Here is a 24,064-nt window from a genome sequence, read left to right on the forward strand (position 1 = left end):
GATGAGCGCCTCACCGAGATGATCGAGTTGCCCGATCACCCCTTCTTCGTCGCCAGCCAAGGCCACCCCGAGTTCAAAAGCCGCCCCACCAACCCTCATCCCCTGTTCCAAGCATTCGTGGAAGCGGCAAACAAGCAGAAGAATGGCCAGGAATGAAGCACGCAACGCCAGGCCAACATCAAGAATGAAGACACGATCGGGACCGAAGACCGAAGAACGTAGAGTTAGGGAGCGTAGGACAGAACCAACTTAGGTTCCAAAATCCGTTAGCTCGGCCCCCATGGCACTGCCCGAACCAACTTAGGCTCCAAGAACCGCTAGTTCGGTTCCCGCAGGATTAGGCGGGACCAGCTTAGGTTCCAAGAACCAGCAGTTTGGTTCCCGCGACTCTGCCAAAACCGAACCGTTTGGTTCCCCCTGGCCTACAAAACACCAGGTCGGAAGACTTCCATTAGAGAAGCCGGGGTACCAAACCGCCTCCTATTGGAACCCAGCGATCGGCCCTGGATCGGCCCTGGGTCGGCACCGGATCGGCCCTGGATCGGCCTGGGGTGTCCTGGGACAAAATCGGACGCGATCTTGTCCCATCGTTCCAGCCCGAGGCGAGGAGCGGGCGGCCCCCCCCCCCGCCCCCGCAGGGCACCGTCTGAACACCAAAAAGAAAAGCGGCCGAAGGCCGCCCAGTGAAAGCATGAGGGAGCGCAGCGCACGAGCGAAGCGAGCAGCGGAGCGGCGCGTGCCCGGAGGGGGCGGCGGGACCGTCCGCGGACCAAGTGGAGCAGCCCGAGGCGATCCATAAGCGCGCTTTATACCGGCCGCTCGCGCCCCTCTTCCGTCGTCAAGATGACCGGGCCGTCCTCGGTAATGGCCACCGTCTTCTCGAAGTGTACCGAGGGTTTCCCGTCGGCTGTGCTCACCAGCCATCCGTCGCTGCCCGCCTTGGTTTTGCGCGTGCCCATGTTGATCATAGGCTCGATGGCCAGCACCATACCCGGCACCAGCTTGAGCCCCGTATGGCGACGACCGAAGTTGGGCACGTTGGGATCCTCGTGCATGTCGCGGCCGATGCCGTGGCCCACGTACTCGCGCACCACCCCATAGCCGCAAGCCTCGGCCAGCGACTGCACCGCATGGCCGATATCTCCCAGCCGCTTCTTGGGACAGGCCTGCGCAAGGCCCTCCCACATGCAGCGCTCCCCTACCTCGAGTAAACGCTGCACCTCGGGGGGAACCTCCCCCACTGGATAGGTCCAGGCATTATCCCCTACCCATCCGTCAACGATAGCGCCCGTGTCGATGGAGATGATGTCCCCTTCGCGCAGCTTGACCTTTCGAGAGGGAATGCCGTGGACAATCGCGTCGTTCACGGAAGCGCAAATAGAGCCGGGGAACCCGCCGTAGCCTTTGAAAGCGGGAATGCCGCCTTCGCGACGAATAGCCGCTTCGGCAATGGCGTCCAGTTCAAGGGTGGTGATGCCCGGTTCCACAGCCGCCCCCACCTCGCGCAAAGCCAAAGCGGACACGCGGCCCGCTTCCTTCATGGCCTCGATCTGGGCGGGGCTCTTCAATTTCACGCTCATGGATTCCCTTTCTAGCGATGGAGACGGCGGCTCACCTTGCGCACGGCCCCGGCAATAAACGACGCCTCGGGCCAGTTCAGCTTAAGCGCCGGCCCGAAGGTGACGGCAAGAGCCACCAGCCCTCCCGCCACTATGTAGCCGAAGGCCTGCAACACGCTACCGGACAGCGGCGCTACCGCCGTCTCGAGACCGAGCACCACCAGCCAACCGGCAGCAGCCCCCAAGCCGCCCAGCAAGAGGCCCCGGCCGAGAGCCACGAACACCGCCCCCAGCCCCATGGGCCCGTAATGGCGCCGCAAGTAGGCAAAAGCGACCACGTCGCCAATGACGTAGGACACGATGGTGCTGGCGGCAATGGCGTCAAGACTGACGGGCATCCCCTGCTGATAGGCCCAGGCAGCCCCGAGAGTCACGGCAATTTGCGCCATCACCGCCACGAAATTGATAACCGAGAAAACACCCATGCGGCGAATGCTGCTGAAAATCTTATTGAGGTAGGCGTTCACCCCGTAGAAGGGCAGCGCCACGGCCATCACTGCCAAGTAACTGGCAATCTGGCCAATGGCGTCGGCGGTAAAAGCGCCGATGTGGTAGAGCGTCACGAGCGGCGTGGCAAACACAATGAGATACAGGGCCATGGGAATCATAAGGAACAGGATCTGGCGCGTACCGTCGATGATGCCGTGCACCACACCGCGGATGTTCTCGTCAGCCTGCATGTCCGCCAACTCAGTGAACATCGAGGTGGTGACAGGCACCGCCAAAAACGAGTATGGGAACGTGAACCACAGGCGCGCATAAGCGATTACCGAAGGACCGTTATCGGCGAACACGTAAGAGGCGGCATTCTGAGCCGACACTGTCGCGAACGAGCACACGGTGACGAAGATGGCCGGCGCCCCCAAGCGCAGCGTATCGGCCAGGGCCGGATCGCGCCAATCAATGCGCGGCCGCAGGCGAATGCCCACCTTCTTGAGCGCTGGCAGCTGAAACGCCATCTGAACGAACACGCCCAGCGGGTTGCCGATGGCAATGGCAAAGAACGCAAGCGATTGATTGTGCTGGGCAATGACGGCGTACAAGATGAACGACGCGATGACGATCACATTGTTGAACACCGGCGCAAAGGACGACCAGAAGTACTCGCGATTGGCATTCAGCAGACCCGACACAATAGAGGACGCGCCATAGAACACAATTTGGATGGCGAAGAACTGGAAGAAGAACACCGAAAGCGCCATCTCGTCCTGGTTAGAATAGAAGCTCTGGGTGTAGATGACCTGCGCCGCAAAGACGATGCAGAGCGCCGAGACCACCCCGAGCAGCAGCACCACAATAGTGAGCAAGTTCGAGGCATAGCGGTTCCCGGCCTCCTGGCCCAGCTTCTTCTTTATCGACATATACACCGGCAAAAACGCCGTAACCAGCATGCCCCCCATGACCAGCTCGTACAGCATGTTGGGCAAGTTGTTCGCCACCTGGTAGGAGCTGGAGACGAACGTGGAGCCCAAAGCGAAGGCCATGGCCCAGGTACGGGCAAAACCGGTAATGCGCGAGATGATAACGCAAAGGGAAATGAGCGCCGCTGAGGCACCAACGGCCTCGGCTTGGGCCTGGGCATCGAGGGGGGCCGAGGCCGCTTCAGCCTCGACGATCTCCTGTTGACGCAGCGCCTCTTCCTCGACGGCCGAGGGCAGCGTGCGATCAAGGCCCGCATGAGAACCTACCACGGGAATGAGACCGGTTGCGCCTGGATCGGTAGGAGGGGTCAGCAGCGTCTTGTCCACGCCGCGGTGACGCCCCCGCGCCGGCGTGCGGCGCTCTTGATTGAGACGAGGATTGTTGCGGGGACCTGCGGCCGGGACCATAGGTTGCTCGGGGTCTGAGGGCCGCGACGCTGCCGTAACGCACCCGCGTTCCGAACGATCGGCCATCCTCTGCGAGATGCGCCGGCCTCGAGCTTCCGCGCCCGTTTCCCTTAGAGGTATGGGCGCACCGACGCCTTCCGGACGCGCAGCCGGCTTCTGCTTGCTATGGCGAGCTCGTTGGAGTTTGTCGGCCATGGATGCGCCTTCAGACCATCGGGTATAATTTCCCATCATAGCAAAGACGGAAAGTAGAGCCCCATGCATATACTTGTCGTGCGCAATAACTCCAATCCGCAGGCCATCGACGCCTCCCTCCTGGTCGCCACCTATCTGACGAGCCAGGGCATCGCGTCCACCGTAGTCGACTCCTCCTCGCTTGGCAACGACCAAGAGCGCGAGGCCATTCGCCGCCAACTTCCCGATGCCATCGACCTGGTCATCGTCCTGGGTGGTGACGGCACGGTGCTCCACACCGTGCACCTGCTCCACACCCGGCAAGTGCCTCTTCTCCCGATCAATTTCGGGCGTCTCGGCTTTCTGGCCAACGCCGACGACGCAGGGCTTATTCCCCTCATTGCCGACGCGCTTGCCGGAGAACTAGCCGCCGAGCAGCGCGCCATGCTTTCCATCCAGGTGGTGTGCGAAGACGAACGCGACCCCTACGACGCTGACTGCTACGACGAAGACGGCGGCTTTGCCGAGGAGGCTACCTGCTCACTTGACGAGGTCTCGCTGCCCACCATTTGGGGCTCGTGGGTGTGCGAGGACAAGTTCGGCGTTAATTCCCGCGGCTTGGCGGGCATCCGCCACTTCTTCGCCTTGAACGAGCTGGCTCTTACCCGGGGGTCCTTGGGACGCATTATCGAACTGTCGCTCGGCATATCCGGCACCACCGTGGATCATTTGCGCGGAGATGGCCTCATCGTCTGCACTGCTACGGGCTCTACGGCCTATGCCCTGTCCGCGGGCGGCCCTTTGGTCTCTCCGGGCTTCAAGGGCATGGTTGCCGTTCCCCTGGCACCCCACACCCTGCAATCGCGCGCCATTGTCACCGACTCCCACGACGTGATCGAGATCACGCTGAGCAATGCCGATGCCTTCCGCGAGGCCACCTTGTTTGTAGACGGCGAAATCGTGCCTTTCCCGCAGCCGCTGAAGAAAATCTACGTACAGCGGGCCGATCACCCAGTAACCCTGTTGCGCGTCGAGGGAGCCAGCTTCTACGAGCGACTCTCCCGCGATTTCTTTGGAGACCAATGCGCCTAGAGCCCGCTGCTCGCCTTTTCCCAAACAAAAAAGAAACCCCGCCGAAGCGGGGTTTCTTTTTGTGACGTGAGAAGTGAATTTACTCGGCGCCCTCGGTGTAGGCGCGGGTCACCGAAGAGTCCACGGGCACGCCCGGGGTCATGGTGCCGGACACCGTAATGGACTTCACGTACTTGCCCTTGGCAGCGGCCGGCTTCATGCGCAGGATCTCGTCGTAGACCGCGCCATAGTTCTGAGCCAGCTGCTCGGCGGTGAAGCTCACCTTGCCGAGGATGACGTGAGCGATGCCGTAACGGTCGGCGCGGTACTCCACACGGCCGCCCTTCAGCTCGTTGATAGCCTTGGCCACATCGTTGGTAACGGTGCCGAGCTTCGGGTTGGGCATCAGGCCACGGGGGCCGAGGATCTTACCCAGACGGCCAACCTTGCCCATCTGGTCGGGGGTAGCCACAGCTGCGTCGAAGTTGAACTCGCCGGCCTGGATCTGCTCCATGAGGATGTCGGTGCCCACGATGTCGGCGCCGGCCTCCTCGGCGGCACGGGCAGCCTCGCCCTCGGCGAAGACAGCCACGCGAACCGTCTTACCAGAGCCGTTCGGCAGGCTCACGGTGCCACGGAGCTGCTGGTCGGCCTGACGGGTATCGATGCCCAGACGGAAATCGCCGGTCACCGTCTCATCGAAGTTGGCGGTGGAGATCTCCTTCAGAAGCTTCATAGCCTCGAGGGGAGCCACGGCCTCGGCGGGAATCTGCTTCTCGGCAGCTTCGTACTTCTTACCATGCTTGGTCATGTGAAACATTCCTTTCGTGGTAATGGCGGGCGCTTCTAGCCCTTCCACAGTTGAATCTTAGTTATTCGGCCTTGCCCTGAAGCAGCGCGGCAACCTTGCGGCTGGGCACGTACTTCTTCTTCATCTCGCGACCCTCGATGCGCACGCCCATGGAGCGAGCGGTGCCGGCCACGATCTCCATGGCGGCCTCGATGGTGTTGGCGTTCAGGTCGGGCATCTTGATCTCGGCGATCTCGCGGAGCTGATCCTCGGTGAGGGTGCCCGCCACCTGAATCTGCGGAATGGCGGCGCCGCTCTTGATGCCGAGCTTCTCCTTGATGAGCACGGCCGCCGGAGGGGTCTTGCACACGAAGGTGAAGGACTTGTCCTCGTAGACGGTGATCTCAACCGGGATGATGGTGCCGGACTGGTCCTGCGTCTGGGCGTTGAACGCCTGGCAGAACTGCATGATGTTGACGCCCTGGGCGCCCAGTGCCGGGCCAACCGGAGGAGCCGGGTTGGCAGCGCCGGCGGGGATTTGCAGCTTTACAAATCCAGTGACTTTCTTGTCAGCCATCTGTGACTACCTTTCAGATGTATCGACTACACTTCTCTATCACTAAAAACTTCAGGTTCGCGAGAAGCCCCGGTCCACGCGGGCACAACCCCCAAAGTCAAAGTGCTTGCAAAATTAGATCTTCGCCACCTGGTCGAACGAAAGCTCAACCGGGGTCTCACGGCCGAAGATGGACACCATAACCTTGACCTTGCCGGCGTCGGGCATAACCTCAGACACCGTACCGTCGAACTCGGCCAAAGGACCATGGGTGACCTTGACCGACTGTCCCACCTCAAGGCTGGTGGAAGTCTTCTTGGGAGCCTCGCGGCTCGTACGCTTCATAATCTTGTTGTACTCTTCGCGGGTGAGCGCCTGGGGATTGCCCTGGCTGCCCACGAAGCCGGTGACACCGGGGGTGTTGCGCACCGCAGCCCAGCTGCGGTCGTCCAGCTCCATGCGCACGAGCACGTAGCCGGGAAACACCTTCTTCTCGCTTTCCACGCGGCGGCCGCCCTCTTTGATTTCGGTGACCATTTCCGTGGGGATCTCGATGCCGAACACGTTGTTCTCGAGACCCATGGCCTCGATACGCTGCTCCAAGTTCGACTTCACCTTGTTCTCGTAACCCGAGTAGGTGTGCAGCACATACCACTTCTTAGCCATCGGTTACGCCCCAATCCCGGAAATCAAAACGAGCAACGGAGTGATGATAGCGTTATCGAGAATCGCCACGAACACACCGAAGAACAACAGAGCCACCACGACCACGCCGCTCCAGCGGAGCACGTCGGTGCGCGTCGGCCACGTCACGCGCTTCATCTCGGCCTTCACGTCGCGGAAGAACTGGAAGCGCTTCTTCTTTTTCGGCTTCTCCTCGGACTTCTTCGAGGCCTTGCCGGTATCGCTAGACGCAGATTCGCTCTCGGAGCTTTTCTTGAAGAACGAGCCCTTCTTCTGTTCGCTCTCGGCAGCCTCGGTTACCTGAGGCTGAGGGTTGAGCGCCTCTTGCTCGCGCTCGGCCTTGCGCTGCTGACGAGCAGCGGATGCCTTAGCCTTCTGTGTCTTAGATTTCTTTGCCATGGGTTTCCTTATTCGACAGTTTCTGTCTTTGACATTCTTTGTCTAATCGCCAAAAAAGCAGCCATGGGCTGCTCACGGTAACAAGCTGGCAGGCCAGGAGGGACTCGAACCCCCAACATGCGGTTTTGGAGACCGCCGCTCTACCAATTGGAGCTACTGGCCTATGCCTGTTTCTTCCTTAACCTTTTATCGGGTCTCTTTGTGCACCGTGTGGGCGTTGCACCACTTGCAGTACTTCTTGAGCTCGATGCGGTCAGGATTGTTCTGCTTGTTCTTCTTGGTCGTGTAATTGCGGCGCTTGCACTCGGTGCAGGCCAGGGTGACCAGAGTACGCATGAATTCTCCTTTTACCTATAAAACGAAAGTGCAGGTTTGATCATACACATGAAGCGCAGGGTAAGCGGGGCTTGCCCGTTTGAGCAAGCCCCGCCAAATTCCAAGTAGTTTAGCTTACTTGAAGATCTTGGTCACGCGACCAGAGCCAACGGTGCGGCCACCCTCGCGGATAGCGAACTTCAGGCCCTCTTCCATGGCGATGGGGTGAATGAGCTCGCCCTTGATCGTCACGTTGTCGCCAGGCATAACCATCTCGGTGCCCTCGGGAAGGTGGGCAACGCCGGTCACGTCGGTGGTGCGGAAGTAGAACTGCGGACGATAGCCATCGAAGAACGGGGTGTGACGGCCGCCCTCTTCCTTGGTCAGGATGTAGACCTGGCCCTCGAACTCGGTATGCGGGGTCACGCTACCGGGCTTGCAGAGAACCTGGCCGCGCACGATCTCCTCGCGCTTCACGCCGCGGAGCAGGCAGCCGATGTTGTCGCCAGCCTGAGCCTCATCCAGCAGCTTGCGGAACATCTCGATGCCGGTGCAGACCGTGTTGGCGGTCTCGCGGATGCCGACGATCTCCAGCGGGTCGTTCACGTGCAGAACGCCACGCTCCACACGACCGGTGGCAACGGTGCCACGGCCGGTGATGGTCATGGTGTCCTCAACGGCCATCAGGAACGGCTTGTCGACGTCACGGTCGGGCGTGGGGATGTAGGAGTCAACGGCGTCCATGAGCTCCCACACCTTCTCCTGCCACTCCTTGTCGCCCTCGAGGGCCTTCAGAGCGGAACCGCGGATGATCGGGGTGTCGTCGCCGGGGAACTCGTAGCTGTCGAGCAGCTCGCGAACTTCCATCTCGACGAGCTCGATGAGCTCCTCGTCGTCAACCATATCGCACTTGTTCAGGAAGACCACGATGTAGGGCACGCCTACCTGACGGGCGAGCAGGATGTGCTCGCGAGTCTGGGCCATGGGGCCGTCGGTGGCAGCGATAACCAGGATAGCGCCGTCCATCTGAGCAGCACCGGTGATCATGTTCTTCACGTAGTCGGCGTGACCGGGGCAGTCAACGTGAGCGTAGTGACGGGTATCGGTCTCGTACTCGATGTGAGCAATGGAGATGGTGATGCCGCGCTCGCGCTCCTCGGGGGCCTTGTCGATCATGTCGAAGGCGGTGAAGTCGGCAGTGGCGCTGCCATGGGAGCCATCGTTCTCAGACAGGGTCTTGGAGATCGCGGCCGTGAGCGTCGTCTTGCCGTGGTCAACGTGACCAATGGTACCGATGTTAACATGCGGCTTGGAACGCTCGAACTTCTCCTTAGCCATGTTTCATCCTCCTTAAAAGGGCGATTCGCTAAAACGAATTACAACAAAATAAACGCGCCCTAATGGACGCGGTAAATCTAAATGGTAGCGGTGACTGGATTTGAACCAGTGACGCCACGGGTATGAACCGTGTGCTCTGACCAACTGAGCTACACCGCCAAGTGGAGCCTGCGACCGGACTTGAACCGGTGACCTCTTCGTTACCAACGAAGTGCTCTACCGACTGAGCTACACAGGCGAAATGGTGGGCGCGCTAGGATTCGAACCTAGGTAGGCATAACCAACGGGTTTACAGCCCGTCCCCTTTAACCACTCGGGCACACGCCCATTTCGGCGCTTTAATTCATGTGTACTTTTCAAGCTGCCTGCCGCTTTCCCCGAACCAGGAAAAGCGAGCGAATGAATAATACGTTACGGAAGGGGCGGTGTCAACTGTTTACACGCCCCCGGGCGTGTCTCCACGAATCCTCCCCAAATGCCCCGATCATCGCCTGATTCGCAGGCATTCTTTGCTCGTTCGACCCCATCGAGAACTTTCAAATTCAAAAATTTTTATTCGGCGTTCGGCAGAGAGACCATAGCTGCTTTGCGCACATCACTTCCGGAAGAATAGCTTGGCCGTTCCTAACCCTATATATAGGTAGGAACTGTATAGGTAGGGACGCTCGCCCTACTGTAGGACAGCGCGACGGAGCCGGCTCAGGTTCATTTCATAAGCCTTTTCCTCATCTTCTCATGTTTGTGGAGCCATTCTATAGTACGAGATCGAAGGGGTCAGACCGTGCTATGATGCACTGATAGTTTGCAATGAACGAACCAAATGCTCTTCAGGAGGACCCCACATGAGTGAGCATACACGCCCTTTTAGCAGACGTGCCTTCGTCGGCGCTGCAGCCGCACTCGGCATTTCCGTGTGCCTGCCGCCGCTTTCCCCTACCCAAGCCCATGCCGTCACGGCCGCCGAGAAGCAGGCCGAGGCTAATGCCGCGCTGGAAAAGCTCAACGCCATGCAGGAGAAGCTCGATCGTGCTTCCGATGCCCACGTAAACGCCCAAAACGAGCGCGAGGCCGCCGAGGGTCGCATGGACGAGGCCCAGACGCGCATCGATGATGCCTCCAAGCGTATCTCCGAGCTTCAGGGCCAGCTGGGCAATCGTGCTCGCAGCATGTACCGCAGCGGCTCGTCCACGTTCCTGGATCTGCTGCTGGGCTCCACCACGTTCCAGGCCTTCGCCTCGAACTGGGACCTGCTCAACGATATGAACCAGAACGATGCCGACATGGTCGAAGAGACCAAGTCGCTGCGCGCTGAGGTGGAATCCGAGAAGGCCGTCTACGCCGAGCAGCGCGACGTGGCTGCTAAGAAGGAAAAGGAAGCCAAGGACGTCGAGGAAGAGGCCGCTGCTCTGGTGGCCCAGATGGACGAGGTGTACAACTCCCTGTCCGCCGAGGCCGCCCAGCTTCTGGCCGAAGAGGAAGCCGCTCGCGAGCGCGCAGCCCAAGAAGCAGCCCGCAAGCGCGAGGAAGAGGCCCGTCGTCAGGCTGAGGCCGAAGAGGCCGCGGCTCGCGCCGCCCAGCAAAACCAGAGCAGCAATTCCGGCGGCTCAAGCGATTCCGGCAGCTCCGACAACTCGGACTCCGGCGATTCCGACAGCGGAAGCGGCGGCAGCGATGGCGGCGGAACGTCTTCGAACAATTCCAAGCCGCAGACCGTGTCGGGCAACACCGTTGTCGATCGCGCCTATGGCGAGCTGGGCAAGCCCTACAGCTGGGGCGCCGTCGGCCCGAACTCCTACGACTGCTCCGGCCTGGTCAGCTACTGCCTCACCGGCAAGCATACGCGCCTGGGCACCACGGGCACGTTCATGGGATGGCCTCGCGTGTCGAACCCGCAACCGGGCGACATTTGCGTGAACAGCCACCACACCGGCGTGTACATCGGCGACGGCCAGATGATCCACGCCCCGCGCTCCGGCGATGTGGTCAAGATCTCCGGCGTGCACTCCGACATGATCTACGTGCGCTACTAGCCCATCGACTTCAGCAATCACGAAGGCCCGCAAGCAAACCTTGCGGGCCTTCTTTTTTTCAAAAGTGTTTGAGAGCCGATCTTACGCCTTCTCGTGGAAAAGGCCGACGAACTCGATAACCTGGTCGTGCAAGCTGGTCAGGCCAGCCTCGTCCTCCACCCATTGATGGGTAAAGGGAGCTTCGGGCAAGGTGAACTTGCAGCTTTCCAGCGACTGGTACACCTCGTTGGGGCCCATGGGCGCCCAGCCGTAGCTGCCGAAGGGAATGCCCACGCGGCCCGCCGGCGCCAGTCCGCGCATATAGCAGAGGAACGATGCCACCGTGGGCATCATGGTCTTGTTCAGCGTCGGCGAGCCCACAGCGATGTAGCGGGCATTCAACACCTCGGCCATAATGTCGGAGATATGGTTCACCTTCAAGTCGAGCAGACGGGCGGGAATGCCCATCTCGATAAAGGCTTCCACAATTTCTACGGCCATGGTCTCGGTGGTGTGCCACATGGAGTCGTAGACCACCAGCGCGTACTCGTCGGGCACGCCGCTGGCCCACTTGCGGTACATGTCCAGGATCTCGGGCACGTGGCTGCGCCAGATAATGCCATGGGCCGGAGCGATCATATCGAAGGAAAGCCCGGCCAGCGCCTTCAGGGCCGCTTCCACGTTCTTGCCGTAGGGCATCACGATGTTCGCATAGTACTTCTGCGCCTGCACGAGCACCTCGGGCAAACCCACCTCGTCGTCGAAGCGCTTCGAGGAGGCGTAGTGCTGGCCGAAGGAATCGTTGGAGAAGAGGATCTGGTCGTACTCGTCGTAGGTGACCATGGAGTCGGGCCAGTGCACCATGGGGGTTTGCACGAAGGTGAGCGTGCGCTTGCCGATATTCAGCGTATCGCCGGTCTTCACGCCCTGCACGTTCAGCTCGTCGCCATAATGGGCCTTCAGGCCAGCGACGCCCTTCGGCGTCCCGGTAATAATAGTGGCGTTCGGAGCAATGGCCGCCATGGCCGGCAAGCCGCCCGAGTGGTCCATCTCTACATGATTCGAGACAATGTAGTCAATAGAGGCCGGGTCGACAATGTCGGCAATGCGGTCGATGAGCTCGTCAGTGAAATCGCGCTTGCACGTGTCGATGAGGGTGATCTTTTCATCGAGGATGAGATAGGCGTTATAGGTTGACCCGCGCTCAGTAGTATAGCCATGGAAATTGCGCTCGTTCCAGTCGATACCGCCCACCCAATACACATCGGGCTTGATCTCAATAGCTTTCAGCATAACGTCTCCTTGCTCTCTTTGCCGCCTGTCAACAAGTTCAGCAGCATAGTACCCAGAACGAAAACGGAGCATCCCACTCAGGAATGCTCCGTTGAAAAATTGTTGCGAGGACTGTTTGAGCGAATCAGGATACCCCGTGGTCCGCCCCCGTGCGGCTTCGAGCGGAAGGCCCTAGACGTCCAGCTCCATGTAGGTGTCGAAGTCGTCGGTGACTTCCTTGGAGGGCTCTTTCGTCAGCTTCGAGACGACGATGATGACGAGCAGCGCCAGCACGAAGCCCGGCAAAAGCTCGTACACCGCGAACCAGCCGCCCAAAGGCGCGATCAGGTTCTTCCACACCACCACGGTTACCGCACCGGTGAGCATGCCGGCCACAGCACCGGGCAGCGTGGTGCGACGCCAGTACAGCGAGCACAGCATCAGCGGACCGAACGACGCGCCGAAGCCAGCCCAAGCATAGGACACGATATCGAAGATGGAGGAGTTCTGATCCATGGCCAGGAAGATGCCCAGCAGCAGGATGGCCGTCAGCGTAATGCGGGCCACGATCATGACCTGATTGTCAGTGGCGTCGCGCTTGATGAGGCCCTTGAAGATGTTCGTAGCCACGGCCGAGCCGGAAATGAGCAGGTAGCTGGAAGAGGAGCTCATAGCGGCGGCGAAGATGCCGGAGACCACCAGGCCGCAGAAGAACGATGGCAGCAGCATGCGGGAGAGCACGATGAACACGCTTTCAGCAGCCGACTGCGTCAGGAACTCGGTGGGGATGACCGCTCGACCGATGAGACCGATGCACACGGCCGACGTAAGGGACACCACCAACCAGATCATGGCGATGATACGGGACTTCTTGATCTCATCGGAGTGGCGGATGGACATGAAGCGAATGAGCACCTGCGGCATGCCGAAGTAGCCCAGACCCCAAGCCAGGCCGCTCACGATGGTGATGAGACCGTAGGTGCCCGCCGGGCCGAACATGGGCTCGTTGCCCTCGATGAGCTGGTTGCCCGCCTCGTCAAGCAGCGGCGTGGCAATCTCGGTGCCCGAGAGAAAGCCCGGAATGTTCTGGAGGAACGTCACGGTGTTGTCCACACCGCCCGCAGCCGTGACGCTGCCCACGAACACGGTGGCCAGGGCCAGGAACATAAGCGTGCCCTGAACCAAGTCGGTGGTGCACACCGACAGATAGCCGCCCATGAAGGTGTAGAGGAACACGATGATGGCGCCGATGACCATCATGACGCCGTAATCCCAACCGAAGAGCGTCGCGAACAGCTTGCCCACGGTAACAAAGCAGCTGGCCGTGTAGATGGTGAAGAACAGCAGGATGATGACCGCGGCAATGGTCATGAGGATGTGCTTCGTGTCATGGAAGCGGTTGGAGAAGAAATCGGGCACGGTGATGGCGTTGCCGGCCTTCTCCGAGTACTTGCGCAGGCGTTTGGCCACGAACTTCCAGTTCAGATACGTACCGATGGCCAGGCCGATGGCCGTCCACATGGCATCCGAAGCGCCGGTGAAGTAGGCCACGCCGGGCAGGCCCATAAGCAGCCAACCGGACATATCGGACGCTTCGGCCGACAGCGCGGTGAGCCACGGACCCAGGCCGCGGCCGCCCAGGAAGTATTCCTCGGACGACGAATTGGAGCGCTTGGCGTAGATGAAGCCAATGACCACTACTACCACAAAGTAGAGCAGCATGGCTATGACTACTTGCATATCGCTTTCGAGCATAGTCTCCCCTTTCTGGAAACCCTTTTCCCGCTTGGGGTTCCTCGAAGACTGAGCTCGGCGAGGGGGCGCCGTCATGAAGCAGCTTCCGCTTCGAGAGCGGCCACGGCCGCCTCTCTTGATGCGGGATCTGCGTGCGAACCCCCTCGCCGAGCCCAGCTCCGATCATCTTCGGATCGAAACTGAGTTACCCATTCCCAACGGTAATTCTAACCGTTGGGATTATACTTTATCGCGATGGAGTAAACGGCTGCATCTTGAGCGTACGAATAGTTTTACGGCGAAAGGAAGCCCCATGGCGCGTTACGCAGATCTCTCGAAGGCAGAATTGGAAGAGGAACTCGCCCGCGTGCGAGAGCGCTATGCGGAACTGCAAGCTCGCGACCTGGCTTTGAACATGGCCCGCGGCAAGCCCTCCCAAGCCCAGCTGGATTTGTCCATGCCCCTGCTCGACGTGCTGGACGCCGAAGCCGACTTTTGCAGCGAGGACGGCACCGATTGCCGCAACTACGGCGTGCTCGACGGCATCCCCGAGGCCAAGCGCCTCATGGCCACGCTGCTGGACGACGAGCCCGACAACGTCATCGTCCTGGGCAACGCCAGCCTCACGGCCATGTACGACGCTATGGTGCGCTACTGGATGTTCGGCGCTTTGGGGAGCACGCCCTGGGGACGGCTCGACACCGTCAAGTGGCTCTGCCCCGTGCCGGGTTACGACCGCCACTTCACCATCTGCGAGGCCCTGGGCATCGAAATGATTCCCGTGCCCATGAACGACGAAGGCCCAGACATGGACGAGGTGGAGCGCCTTGTCGCCGCCGATCCGACCATCAAGGGCATCTGGTGCGTGCCTAAGTACTCCAACCCCTCAGGCATCACCTACTCTGATGACGTGGTGCGCCGCCTGGCCTCCATGGACACTGCTGCCTCTGACTTCCGCATTTTCTGGGACAATGCCTACGCCGTCCACCACCTGTCCGCCGACCCCGCCGAGCAGGATACCGTACTCGACATCGCACAGGCCTGCGCCGAAGCCGACAATCCCGACCGCTACCTGAAGTTCGGCTCCACCTCGAAGATCACCTTCCCGGGCGCCGGCGTGGCCGCCGTAGCCGCCAGCCCTGCCAACGTGGCCGAGATCAAGCGCCATATGAACGCCCAGGCCATCGGCCATGACAAGCTGAACCAGCTGCGCCACGCTCGCTTCCTGGACGAGGGCCGTGGCATGGCCGCCCATATGGCCCGCCACGGCGAGCTCATGAAGCCGAAGTTCGATCTGGTATGCGCCAAGCTGCAAGAAGAGCTGGGTGAAGCCGGCATTGCTCGCTGGACTTCCCCTCGCGGCGGCTACTTCGTCAGCTTCGAGGGGCCCGAGGGCACGGCTGCTCGCATTGTCGCCCTCGCCAAAGAGGCCGGCGTGGTGATGACCGGCGCTGGGGCCACCTGGCCCTACGGCAACGACCCCGCCGACTCCAACATCCGCATCGCACCCTCGCTTCCCCCGCTGGAGGAACTGGACGAGGCCATGGATGTCTTCACCTGCTGCGTGAAGCTGGCAGCACTAGAAAAGCTGGCGGAAGAAGACGCTTAGCGGGTTGTCCGCGGGCGGGGCCGGCATCCCGCTCCGGGCACGCGCCGCTCCGCTGCTCGACCCCCGGCCTGTCCGCGGGCGGGGGCGGCATCCCGCTCCGGGCACGCGCCGCTCCGCTGCTCGCTTCGCTCGGGCGCTGCGCTCCCTCATGCTTTCACTGGGCGGCCTACGGCCGCCTTTTCTTTTTGGTGTTCAGACGGTGCCCTCCGGGGATACCGCCCCCGCCCGCTACGTTGCCAAATTTGGCGCGAGGATCTCGGTGAGGATACGACTTAGCAGGCAGAACACAGCCATGTTTCGGCCAGATTCCAGAAGCGGCCGCTTTGGTCCCCTATAGGGCGCCAGAATACACGGGTTTGGTTCCACCTCCTCGCAAAACCCCAGGTCGGAAGACTTCCATTAGAGATAACGGGGTACCAAACCCCTTCTTATTGGAACCTAGCGAATGGACCGAGATTGAGCAATGGATGGGGCGGCCAAATCGCATGCAGCTCCGCCCCATTGCTCCAGCCTTGGATGAGGAGCGGACGGCCCCGACGCCCCCAGAGGGCGCCGTCTGAACACTAACTTATATTGGCGGCCGAAGGCCGCTCCATTAAGGCATGAGGGAGCGCAGCGCCCGAGCGAAGCGAGCCAGCGAAGCGGCGCGTGCCCGGAGGGGGCGGCGGGCCTTCCGCGGACCAGGCGGCTTTACTTACGAAAAGTTAGCGGGGCCTTACGCTTTCTTCAGCTTTTGCTCTGGGATTGTTAATGCCGCCTTTTTCTATGCTGAATCCTGTCATTGCAAGAAGCATGAATGCAGGAGATGAACGCTATGGGACGGTTGAAGGCGCAGCATTCGCGCGATGGTATGGGGGCAGAAAAGCCCGAAGTTCTGCCCGTTATCTTAGGCGGCGACATCGGTGCTTACAGCCTGGCGCGCGCCTTTCACGAGGCCTACGGCATCGTGTCGCTGGTGGTAAGCCAGCGCGCTTCCCATATGTGCGGCGACTCGACTATCCTCGTCAACCGCGTCGAACCCGAGCTGGAGCAGCGCGCTGTGCTGCAAGCGGTGCTGCGAGACATTGCCGAGACCCACGGCCACCAGCCCCTTCTGCTCTTGGGCTGCGGCGACTGGTACGTGCGCATGATCGTCGAAATGCGCGAAGAACTGGAGGGGCACTATCTTATTCCCTACATCCCCGAGGAGCTCCTGAACCGTTTGGTGCTCAAGGACAGCTTTTGCCGGCTCTGCGAAGAGGCGGGCGTTCCCATTCCGCGCACCGTTGTCTACGACACCGCCGACGACCCCGCTCAGCTTGCGCTCCCCTTCTCCTTTCCCGTGGTGGCCAAGCCGGCATCATCGGCGGCCTATCACTATGCTTCGTTTCCCGAGAAGCGCAAGGTGTTCTTTCTGAAGGATCGCGCGGAACTGCAAGCGGCGCTTTCGGCTGTGCGTCGAAGCTCCTACGAGGGGAAATTCCTTATCCAGGAGCACATTCCCGGCGACGACACCCAGATGCGCATTCTGACCACCTATTCCGACCAACAGGGACGGGTGCGCTTTGCCGCCTTCGGGCAGACGCTGCTGGAGGACCCCCGCCCCATGGGTGTGGGCAACCCTCTGGCCATTGTCAGCCGTGAGAACGACGCCATTGTGGCCGATGCGGTTCGCCTGCTGGAATCCGTGGGGTACACCGGCTTCGCCAACTTCGACATCAAAATCGACCCTCGCGATGGCAGCCATCGCTTTTTCGAGATCAACACGCGCCTGGGACGCTCGAACTACTACGTGACCGCCAGCGGCCACAATGTCGCCCGCTGGCTGGTGGCCGATCTGGTCGAGCAGCGTCCCTTTGCCGATGAGCTGGTAGTGGCCCGTGGACGAGAGAGCCTGTACGCCGTGGCGCCGAAGCCCGTCGTGCTGGGAGCTATTGCCAACCCCGACCTGCGCGCCGAGGTGCGCGACCTCTACGAGCTGGGTTGCGACGCCGATCCGCTGGCCTACGAGGCAGAGGGCAAATTGCGCCGCCGGCTCTACCCCTTCGTGTTCGCTTTCAAGCAGTGGCGCGCCTGTCGTTCTGCGCGAAAAGACCGCACGGCCGCAGCCTCGGAAAACGAGGCGGCTGAAGCGGAACCCAGCGGCGGCCGCTTCAGCAAGACAGACCTCTCTGCGGCGCCCCGCAGCAATGCTCGACCGCTCTGCACCGACGCGAAGAACCGCGCAGCGAACCACGCCATGGCGAATGAACTCGAGGCGCCGGAACTGCAGCTGATGGGAGCCGCGCAATGAGCGCCCAGCTCGTTGGCGTCCTCGGCGGCGTGGGACCAGCGGCCACAGCCTATTTCCTGCAGCGGCTGGTAGAGCGTACCGCCGCCACCTGCGACCAAGAGCACATCCGCACCCTGGCCTTCAATGATACGGCTATACCCGACCGCACGGCGTTTCTAACAGGCATCAGCGCACGCAATCCGCTGGAATCGCTCGTCGAGGACGGCCTGCTGCTGGAGGCGTGCGGCTGCGATCTGCTGGCGCTGCCCTGCAACACCGCCCACGGCTTTTTCGACGAACTGCAGGCGCAGCTGCACGTCCCTCTTATCAACATGGTGCGCGCCACCATGGAGCGCGCTGCCGCGAGCGGCTTACGGCGCGTGGGCGTGCTGGCCACCCAGGGGACCGTCCTGCGCAACTTGTACGGCGAAGAGGCGCAGCGCTACGGCATCGAGTGCGCCTATCCCGGCCTTGCCACCCAGCACGAGGTGAACCGCCTTATCTTCGACCAGGTAAAAGCGGGCGCACCCGTTGAGCGCGCCGCCCTGATACCCCCAGCCGCCTCCCTGAGCGAGTTGGGCTGTGATGGCGTCGTGCTCGGCTGCACCGAGCTGTCCTTTGCGTTCTCGGGGGTTTCCCAAGCTGCGGGCCTTCCCATCATCGACGCCCTCGACGTGCTGGCTGACAGCGTCATCGAGCGCGCAGGGCGCTCGGTTCGAGCAGCAGAGGCGCCGATCACGCGCGGCACGGGCCCCGCCTCAAAAGCCTGCTCCGCCATTTTGTAGCCAGTGCGCTTTTACAGAAACAACCTGCTATTGCTCAATACCATCCCAGATCGCAGCATTGGCCATAGGTCAGCGGAACGACAAGGGGGCAACCAGGTTCGATTGACAAGGAGGCCCTATGTGCGGCTTTGTGAGTTTCATTGACGAAGGAAGCGGCTATGATCGCCGCGCGGTCATAGCCGCGATGGCCGAGGCCATCGCCCATCGCGGGCCCGACTCGGACGGCTTTTTCGACGACGGGCGCTGCGCTTTGGGCTTTCGGCGGCTAGCCATTATCGATTTGGAAGGAGCCCAGCAACCTCTCGTTAACGAGGACGGCACTTTGGTGCTGGTATTCAACGGCGAGATCTACAACTACCGCGAGCTGCGCGACCAGCTCCGCGCCGCGGGCCATCGGTTTTCCACCCAGGGAGACGGCGAGGTTGTGCTTCACGGCTTCGAGCAATGGGGCGACTCCCTGCTCGCCCATCTGCGCGGCATGTTCGCCTTTGCGCTGTACAACCGCCGCACGGGTGAAGTGTTCTGCGCCCGAGACGCTTTCGGCATCAAACCGCTGTACTACCAGGATCAAGGTGCGCGCCTTCTGTTCGCGTCGGAAATCAAGGGGCTCTTACCTCATCCCCGATTCGCGAAAGAGCTGCATGCGGAGCGTCTCACCACCTACTTGTGCATGGAGTACCAACCCGATGATGCGACCTTGTTCAAGGGCGTGCGCAAGCTGCCTGCCGGCCACTGGATGCGCTGGCGACAAGGGAAATGTCAGGTGCAGCGTTGGTTCTGGCCGCGCTACGCCCCCGATGGAGCCACCTCTCTCGAGGAGAATGCGGCCCGTATCGATGACGCTCTGCGCGACTCGGTGCGCGCCCACGCCGTCGCCGACGTGGAAGTAGGCTGCTTTTTATCCGCCGGCGTCGACTCGAGCCTGGTAGCCCACAAGGCCTCACAGATCATGGACGCACGTACCTTTTCCATCGGCTACGGCGAGGAGCGCTTTTCCGAGCTGGCCGCCGCCAAGGACTTCGCGCGCACCGTAGGGTTGCGCAACCGCCAGAGCATATTGGATGCCGCCTCGTTCTTCGATTCGGTGGGCGCCGTGCAGTACGCCCTGGATGAGCCGTTGCCCAACCCCTCGGCCATTCCCCTGTACCACCTGTGCTCCCTGGCGGCCGAGGACGTGAAGGTGGTCATGTCCGGCGAGGGCGCCGATGAGCTCTTTGGCGGCTACCCGTACTACCAGGAATGTCTCGCCTATGAGCCCTACGAGGCGGTGCCCGCGCCGCTGCGCCGCGCCTTGGGACGCGCTGCGGCGCACCTACCCGCCGGCACCCACGGGCGGCGCTTTCTCATGCGCGGCGCCCAGCCCTTTTCCCGCCGCTACCTGCGCTGGGAGTACAACTTCACCTTCGAAGAGGCCTGCGACCTGCTGCAGCCCGACCTGCTCGCTTCTCTCTCGGCATCCGGCAGTACAGCGCCGGAGCTGCGGACAAACGGCAACGAGCAGACTCCACCCCACCCCCACCGCACAACGCTGAGCCGACCGCATTGCCCCATCCCACCCTGGGCGCTGGGCTGTGACCTTATCGAAATAGCCCAAAATGGTGAAATCGATGAGGTCACAGCTATGCAGACCCTTGACCTGCTCACCTGGCTGCAGCAAGACATCCTGCTGAAGGCCGACAAACTGTCCATGGCTGCCTCGCTGGAACTGAGGGTGCCGTTCCTCGATCGCACGGTCTGGGCCGCCGCCCGCGCACTCCCTACGCAGCAGCGAGTCGCACGCCACGAGACGAAAGTAGCCCTGCGGCGCGCCGCCACCAGGACGCTGCCGTCACGCACCGCTACTATGCCCAAGAAGGGATTTCTGACCCCCTTGGCTCAGTGGCTGCGCGAAGAGCCCTGGGCAGGCATGGTGCGGGAAGAGCTGAACAGCGAAACAGCGCGGCAGTACTTCCGCATCGATCGACTGAACGCGCTCCTTGACGAGCACCAATCTGGCACGCGCTCGCACATGAAGAAGATCTGGTCGGTCTACTGTTTCCTCATCTGGCACCGTCAGTTCTTCGAGTAGCATCCATCTGCGAGAATCCAATGCCGCCATCACAGCACGGAGCGCGGACATCGTGGCTTCAGGCGACAGGCAGCCATCGTGACCTGTGTCAGGCGAGCCTCGCTGCAGCGCCGCAAGTACGAACTGTCGCCGCGCAACGAAACGGGTCTAATCAACGCGCCGCCGCGCAGGCTCCGCCCTGCCAGCGCCTCATTCCGGCTCGATCATCGATTCGTCGCCGAGGCGATAGCCCTCGCGTCACACCGTTTGCAGATAGCGCGGCTTCGAGGGATCATCCTCTATCTTGTTGCGGATCTTGCGCACGAAGACAGCGATGCTCCCGGAATCGGGCATGTAGGCTTCGCCCCACACGTTGGCGATGATGTCCTGAGAGGAAAAGGCCTCACCCACATGATTGGCCAAAAAGGCAATGATCTGGAACTCCTTGGGCGTCAGATTCACGTATTGGCCGTGCACCAGCACCTCGTTGCGCTTCAGACGCACCTCCATGTCGCCCAGGCGCACCACTGATCGGTTGCGGCGCGGTGGCTCGTCGGGCGAGCCCAACCGCGCACGGCGCAGCAACGCCTCGATGCGCATGGACAGCTCCTGGCTGTTGAAGGGTTTGGCGATATAGTCGTCGCATCCAGCTGCAAACCCGACGCTTTTGTCCACGATGTCGCATTTTGCCGAAAGCATGATGATGGGCACACGAGCATCGCGCTCGCGCAAATCGCGGCAAAGGTCGAAGCCGTTCACCTCAGGCATCATTACATCCAAAATGACCAAGTCGGGGTTCTCCCGCTCGAAGGCCTCGAGAGCGAGCAGGCCGTCATACACGGCAAAGCAGGTGTGTCCTGAGCGCTCGACAATCTTGCGCACCGCTTCGCAAATGTCCCGCTCGTCATCAGCAATCAGAATCTTCATCGCTCTCCTCCTCGATTACCTCGGCGGGAATCCGCACGGTGAACGTGCTGCCCTCACCCACACAGCTCTCAACGCTCACTGTACCGCCCAGGGCCTCGGCGGTTTTCTTCACCAGCGACAGCCCCAAACCGCTGCCGCGGTACTTCCGCGAGATGGACGCGTCGGCCTGCACGAACCGATCGAAGATGCCCTCGAGGCGATCTTCGGCAATGCCGATACCCGTGTCGGCCACCGTCAGCACCAGCGTCGCGGTCTCCGGCTCAAACCCTGTCAGGAAATCAACCCGGCCGCCCCCATCCGTGAACTTTACCGCGTTGCTCAGCAAATTGCCGAGAATTTTCTCGAGCTGTGTCCAGTCGCTACGTACCAGCGGTACCTCGGGCGCCACGGCGAACTGCAAATCGACGCCCTTCTTCTGCGCCAAAGGGGCCACCCCGTCCACCACCGTCGACGCCAAGTCCACCATGTCAACGGGATCGCGCGCAATTTCCAGTACGCCGGATTCCACGCGCACCATGTCGAGCACATTGTTGACCATCTCCAGCAGCACCTGGCTTTGGGCCTTTATCTTGTCGAAGCACTCACGGCTTTCGCGACTGTGCTGCTCGCCCGAAGTTTCCCACAGATCCACAAAGGCCAGAATGGAGGTGAGCGGCGTGCGCAACTCGTGACTCAAGATGGCCACAATGTTCGTGCGGTACTCGTTTTCCTGGGCCAGCTTGTCGTTCGACTGCTCCAATAGCTCGTTAGTGCGTGCCAGGGCCGCCCGCTGCTCCTCGAGCATCTCGTTGGCCTCGCGGTACAGCCGCGTCCGCGTATCAACCTTCTCTTCAAGCGTGGCGTAAAGGGCATCCAGCTCGCCGGCCATGGCTTTGACGCCAGCCGTCAGGTCGTTAATCTCCCGCACCCCGCCTTCGGGCGGCAACGGCGCCTGGAAGTTGCCCCGCCCCACCTCTTCCACGGCGGTCTCCAGATTGTTCAGTGGCTCGGTGACCCGTCGGCGGAAAAATAGCAAGCTCGCCCCAAAGGTCACCGTCAGGAAAAGCACGAAGAAACCGATGATGAGCAGCGTATTGCGGTTGATACCCGCTTGATACAAGTCGGTGGGCATGCTGATGCTGACAGCACCGCCGATATCGCCCACGGACAGCCCCTCTTTCGGGAAGCCCGTCACATCCAGCTCGCCAGCCGGACCACCGTGGCATTCAAGGCACGACTCCGTCAGATAGATAGCCCCCACATAGCGGTACTCGCGCTTGCCCTCTTCGTTTTCGACAAACCCCGTGTACTCGGCCACCCCTTCGTTGTAGAACGCATCGAGAGCCGCCTGCTCGAAGGCATCGGGGGCGTCCAGGGCATTGCGCGGGTCAAGACGCGTGTAGCGCAACTCGTACTGATCGTCGGTGCTCATGGTGAACAGTTTGCCCACCGATTTGCCCACGAGCGAGCAGTACAGGCCTTTGAAGTTGTAGGTTCCGTCCCGGTCGTAGTTGATATTGGGCTGTTCGAAGTCGATGAAATCCCATGTGGCGCGCACAGACTTCTCCAGCACCTGCGCCTCGGCCAGCATCTGCTCTTCCATCTGACGCGCTTGCTCACGGTAGGAAAGCTCGCCGAACAACGCAATGAGCACCACCGCCACTACGGTCATCAGGGCTATGTAGCGCACGACAAGTGGACGGGCGCGCCGCGCTCCCCTCTTCCCCATGAATGCCTCCTGAATCACCACTCGATTCTTCATGACACCCTGTCAGCGTACCCCGAAACCACAGCGAGCCGCAAGCCCAAAGAGGGCCTGCGGCTCTGGCTGATGGGAGGGTTCGCTACAGGACGATGGGCACACCCTCGTCCTCGAGAGCCACGGAACGCGCTTTGATGAGCGTGTGCGAGCCCGTCGTGTCTTCGCCAAGAACCGGCAGGGTGGTTACCAGGTCGGCACCGTACTTCGCCGCCAGCTCTTCCACATCACCGAAATCGAGGGCACGGTAGGGACAGGCCTCCACGCAGGCCGGCAGATAGCCCGCCTCGCGCCACTCGGCGCAGCTGTCGCACTTCACCGACAGGCCCGTTACCTCATCAATCTGCGGGTGCCCGTAGGGACAGGCGTTCACGCAGGAGGAGCAGCCGATACAGGCCTCGGCGTCGCGCACCACGGCACCGTCCTCGTTCTTGTCGATGGCGCCCGTGGGGCACTTCGCCATGCAGGCGGGCATCTCGCAGTGATTGCAGGAGGCCGACACGTGGTACATCTTCGGGGTAGGATAGGCACCTGTCTGGCGGCTCGTCACCTTGCGCAGCACAGGGCCCACGCCCAAACGGTTCTTGTCCTTGCAGGCCACTTGGCAGGTTTTGCAGCCGGCACAGCGCGTCTGATCGTAGTAGAAACCAATTTGCGTCATGATCGCTCCCCCTTAAACCAGCTCGACGATACGCTGCGGCAATTCGCAGTCCGGCACCAGCGCCTCGCCCTCGTATTTCTCGAAATTGCAGTTGTAGTTGTTGTAGCCCGACGTACCCATGCCGCTGGCCACTGTTCCGCACAGCATATTGTCCATACCGGCGCGGTCAACGCCCTCGTCCTCGTCGAAGTCCATCCAGGCACCGTGGGGCAGCCCCACACAGCCAGATCGGAAGAGCGTCGTGTAGGGAAAGAGT

Annotated in this window: 19 protein-coding genes, 4 tRNA genes and 1 pseudogene (1 of these 24 running past the window's edge); 7 read left to right on the forward strand and 17 right to left on the reverse strand. The window is 61.4% G+C overall.

Features of this window, described 5'->3' with window-relative positions:
• Positions 1–156 (forward strand): annotated as a pseudogene (locus tag QZ307_RS05355) (CTP synthase); it begins 1,453 nt to the left of the window's first position.
• 650 nt (positions 157–806) lie between these two features.
• Here QZ307_RS05355 and map read toward each other — a convergent pair.
• Positions 807–1,580, reverse strand: coding sequence for a type I methionyl aminopeptidase (map, locus tag QZ307_RS05365; protein WP_295996905.1), 774 nt, complete (start codon positions 1,578–1,580; stop codon positions 807–809).
• A gap of 11 nt (positions 1,581–1,591) precedes the next feature.
• The gene (gene murJ, locus QZ307_RS05370; protein WP_295996907.1) at positions 1,592–3,448 is read right to left on the reverse strand and encodes a murein biosynthesis integral membrane protein MurJ; all 1,857 of its coding nucleotides are present in this window, start codon (positions 3,446–3,448) and stop codon (positions 1,592–1,594) included.
• A gap of 258 nt (positions 3,449–3,706) precedes the next feature.
• Between murJ and QZ307_RS05375 the strand changes: the two genes are divergently transcribed.
• Positions 3,707–4,714, forward strand: a complete 1,008-nt coding sequence (locus QZ307_RS05375; RefSeq protein ID WP_295996910.1) for an NAD(+)/NADH kinase — start codon at positions 3,707–3,709, stop codon at positions 4,712–4,714.
• A gap of 79 nt (positions 4,715–4,793) precedes the next feature.
• On the opposite strand, the gene rplA is transcribed toward QZ307_RS05375, so the two are convergent.
• From rplA to QZ307_RS05425, 10 genes are all read right to left on the reverse strand, one after another.
• On the reverse strand, positions 4,794–5,504 hold the full coding sequence (rplA, locus tag QZ307_RS05380; protein WP_295996912.1) for a 50S ribosomal protein L1: 711 nt from the start codon (positions 5,502–5,504) through the stop codon (positions 4,794–4,796).
• A gap of 61 nt (positions 5,505–5,565) precedes the next feature.
• Complete coding sequence (rplK, locus tag QZ307_RS05385; RefSeq protein WP_275206826.1) at positions 5,566–6,060, reverse strand: 50S ribosomal protein L11; 495 nt, start codon at positions 6,058–6,060, stop codon at positions 5,566–5,568.
• Positions 6,061–6,174: 114 nt separating this feature from the next.
• On the reverse strand, positions 6,175–6,705 hold the full coding sequence (gene nusG, locus QZ307_RS05390; RefSeq protein ID WP_295996917.1) for a transcription termination/antitermination protein NusG: 531 nt from the start codon (positions 6,703–6,705) through the stop codon (positions 6,175–6,177).
• Positions 6,706–6,708: 3 nt separating this feature from the next.
• Positions 6,709–7,122, reverse strand: a complete 414-nt coding sequence (secE, locus tag QZ307_RS05395; protein WP_295996919.1) for a preprotein translocase subunit SecE — start codon at positions 7,120–7,122, stop codon at positions 6,709–6,711.
• 86 nt (positions 7,123–7,208) lie between these two features.
• Positions 7,209–7,285: transfer RNA gene (locus QZ307_RS05400), tRNA-Trp, on the reverse strand.
• A 23-nt stretch (positions 7,286–7,308) separates the two neighbouring features.
• Positions 7,309–7,458 carry a 50S ribosomal protein L33 gene (rpmG, locus tag QZ307_RS05405; RefSeq protein WP_022740305.1) on the reverse strand — a complete coding sequence of 50 codons (150 nt, stop codon included), beginning with the start codon at positions 7,456–7,458 and terminating at the stop codon, positions 7,309–7,311.
• Between the two features lie 114 nt (positions 7,459–7,572).
• Entirely contained in the window at positions 7,573–8,775 is a 1,203-nt protein-coding gene (gene tuf, locus QZ307_RS05410) for an elongation factor Tu (protein WP_275206822.1), read from the reverse strand.
• 82 nt (positions 8,776–8,857) lie between these two features.
• Positions 8,858–8,934: transfer RNA gene (locus tag QZ307_RS05415), tRNA-Met, on the reverse strand.
• Positions 8,935–8,937: 3 nt separating this feature from the next.
• Positions 8,938–9,013, reverse strand: a tRNA-Thr gene (locus QZ307_RS05420).
• Positions 9,014–9,017: 4 nt separating this feature from the next.
• Positions 9,018–9,102 (reverse strand) — tRNA-Tyr (locus QZ307_RS05425).
• Between the two features lie 515 nt (positions 9,103–9,617).
• On the opposite strand from QZ307_RS05425, the gene QZ307_RS05430 reads away from it, so the two are divergent.
• Positions 9,618–10,805: an NlpC/P60 family protein gene (locus QZ307_RS05430; RefSeq protein WP_295996937.1), complete on the forward strand. Its 1,188-nt coding sequence runs from the start codon at positions 9,618–9,620 to the stop codon at positions 10,803–10,805.
• A gap of 81 nt (positions 10,806–10,886) precedes the next feature.
• Here QZ307_RS05430 and QZ307_RS05435 read toward each other — a convergent pair whose 3' ends face one another.
• Both QZ307_RS05435 and putP read right to left on the reverse strand, forming a co-directional pair.
• Entirely contained in the window at positions 10,887–12,077 is a 1,191-nt protein-coding gene (locus QZ307_RS05435; RefSeq protein ID WP_295996939.1) for an FprA family A-type flavoprotein, read from the reverse strand.
• A 171-nt stretch (positions 12,078–12,248) separates the two neighbouring features.
• Positions 12,249–13,811: a sodium/proline symporter PutP gene (putP, locus tag QZ307_RS05440; protein WP_295996942.1), complete on the reverse strand. Its 1,563-nt coding sequence runs from the start codon at positions 13,809–13,811 to the stop codon at positions 12,249–12,251.
• 292 nt (positions 13,812–14,103) lie between these two features.
• On the opposite strand from putP, the gene QZ307_RS05445 reads away from it, so the two are divergent.
• From QZ307_RS05445 to asnB, 4 genes are all read left to right on the forward strand, one after another.
• Positions 14,104–15,399, forward strand: coding sequence for an aminotransferase class I/II-fold pyridoxal phosphate-dependent enzyme (locus QZ307_RS05445; protein ID WP_295996944.1), 1,296 nt, complete (start codon positions 14,104–14,106; stop codon positions 15,397–15,399).
• 796 nt (positions 15,400–16,195) lie between these two features.
• A complete protein-coding gene (locus QZ307_RS05450; protein WP_295996945.1) occupies positions 16,196–17,671 on the forward strand; it encodes a hypothetical protein in 1,476 nt (491 codons plus the stop codon).
• The gene (locus QZ307_RS05455) at positions 17,668–18,435 is read left to right on the forward strand and encodes an amino acid racemase (RefSeq protein WP_295996948.1); all 768 of its coding nucleotides are present in this window, start codon (positions 17,668–17,670) and stop codon (positions 18,433–18,435) included. Before QZ307_RS05450 ends, QZ307_RS05455 begins: the two co-directional genes overlap by 4 nt.
• 130 nt (positions 18,436–18,565) lie before the next feature.
• Positions 18,566–20,503 (forward strand): asparagine synthase (glutamine-hydrolyzing), encoded by a 1,938-nt coding sequence (gene asnB, locus QZ307_RS05460; RefSeq protein WP_295996952.1) that lies wholly within the window; start codon positions 18,566–18,568, stop codon positions 20,501–20,503.
• 237 nt (positions 20,504–20,740) lie between these two features.
• Here the strand turns inward: asnB and QZ307_RS05465 are convergent, their stop codons facing one another.
• The 3 genes from QZ307_RS05465 to QZ307_RS05475 form a co-directional block, all read right to left on the reverse strand.
• Positions 20,741–21,409, reverse strand: a complete 669-nt coding sequence (locus tag QZ307_RS05465; RefSeq protein WP_295996953.1) for a response regulator transcription factor — start codon at positions 21,407–21,409, stop codon at positions 20,741–20,743.
• Positions 21,390–23,117, reverse strand: coding sequence for an ATP-binding protein (locus QZ307_RS05470; protein WP_295996956.1), 1,728 nt, complete (start codon positions 23,115–23,117; stop codon positions 21,390–21,392). Before QZ307_RS05470 ends, QZ307_RS05465 begins: the two co-directional genes overlap by 20 nt.
• A gap of 115 nt (positions 23,118–23,232) precedes the next feature.
• The gene (locus tag QZ307_RS05475) at positions 23,233–23,808 is read right to left on the reverse strand and encodes a 4Fe-4S dicluster domain-containing protein (RefSeq protein WP_295996959.1); all 576 of its coding nucleotides are present in this window, start codon (positions 23,806–23,808) and stop codon (positions 23,233–23,235) included.
• Between the last annotated feature and the right edge of the window lie 256 nt (positions 23,809–24,064).

Source organism: uncultured Adlercreutzia sp., assembly GCA_910585575.1.
GTDB lineage: Bacteria > Actinomycetota > Coriobacteriia > Coriobacteriales > Eggerthellaceae > Adlercreutzia.